At 70.7% G+C, this 1268-nt stretch carries 2 protein-coding genes; one reads left to right on the top strand and one right to left on the bottom strand.

All coding sequences use genetic code 11. From position 1 onward, the window contains the following. Positions 1-685, top strand: a 685-nt coding sequence (locus tag EQG76_RS23120) for an NADPH:quinone oxidoreductase family protein (protein WP_159716689.1), incomplete at its 5' end; no start/stop codon positions are given. A gap of 4 nt (positions 686-689) precedes the next feature. Here the strand turns inward: EQG76_RS23120 and EQG76_RS23125 are convergent. Next, the coding region (locus EQG76_RS23125; protein WP_159716691.1) for a DMT family transporter at positions 690-1268 on the bottom strand (579 nt) is incomplete at its 5' end.

Below are 1268 nucleotides of genomic sequence, written 5' to 3' on the forward strand. Positions count from 1 at the left end.
CTACGGCACGGCGCTGGGTGCCCTGTCGTGGCGGGCCCAGCTCCTGCCGGGCGAGGTGCTGCTGGTGCATGGCGCTGCCGGCGGGGTGGGCCTGGCGGCAGTCGAGGTCGGCAAAGCCATGGGAGCCAAGGTGATCGCGACCGCACGCGGCGAGGCGCGCGCGGCGCTGGCCGCCGAGCATGGTGCGGACCATGCACTGGATAGCGAGGATCCGGAGCTGCGCACCAGGATCAGGGAGCTTACCGGCGGGCGCGGCGTGGACGTGGTGTTCGATGCGGTGGGCGGTGCCCTGTTCGACCTGTCGCTGCGGGTGACGGCCTGGGAGGGCCGGATCGTGGTCGTGGGCTTCGCGTCCGGCGAGATCCCGCAGATCCCGGCAAACCTCCTGCTGGTGAAGAACATCGCAGCCCTGGGCTTCTTCTGGGGCAGCTACCGCAAGCACGACCCGGGCCGCCTGCGCGAGAGCTTCGAGCAGTTGTTCGCCTGGCTGGACGAGGGCCGGATTCGGCCGCACGTCGCCCAGGTCCTGCCGCTGGAGCAGGGCCAGGACGCCCTGGCCCTGCTGAAGGAACGGCGCAGTACCGGCAAGGTGGTGGTCCAGGTGGCGGCACCGCCGCCCAAGCCCGGCTACCGCACGGCACCGCCCCGGCTGCGCGGCCAGGGGCAAACACGGCGCCGGCGCTGAAGCGTCAGCCCGGCTGACCAACCACCGTCAGCCGCTGCAGGGCCACCGCCTCGCGCCGACGCACCGTCTCGCGATGGATGATGTAGATGCCGGACGCGATCACGATTGCGGTGCCAAGCCAGGTCCAGCCATCCGGCAGCGGGTCGCCGAACACGACCAGGCCGATCACCGCGGCGTACAGCATCTGTATATACTGAAACGGTGCCACCACCCCGGCCTCCGCCCTCGCATAGGCCAGCGACATCAGGGTGAAGCCACAGCCGCCCAGCAGGCCGCCCAGGAAGGAGACGGCGAGCTGCGGCAGGGTCGGGGTGGTCCAGACGAACGGCAGGACCGGCAGCATCCCCAGGAATATGCCGGCACAGACCCAGACCGCGAAGGTGGCCGGATGGTCGTCGCGGGCCAGGCGCACTACGGCATGGATGAAGCCCCACAGGCCGGATGCGGCCAGCATGCACAAGGCAGCGGGGCCAAACAGGCCACTGCCCGGGCGCAGCATGATCAGGACGCCGATGAAGCCCACCACGACGGCGCTCCAGCGCCGCCAGCCGACCTTCTCGCCCAGGATTGGCACGGACAAGGC

Source organism: Geminicoccus flavidas (genome assembly GCF_009806515.1).
Classification (GTDB): Bacteria; Pseudomonadota; Alphaproteobacteria; order Geminicoccales; family Geminicoccaceae; genus Geminicoccus; species Geminicoccus flavidus.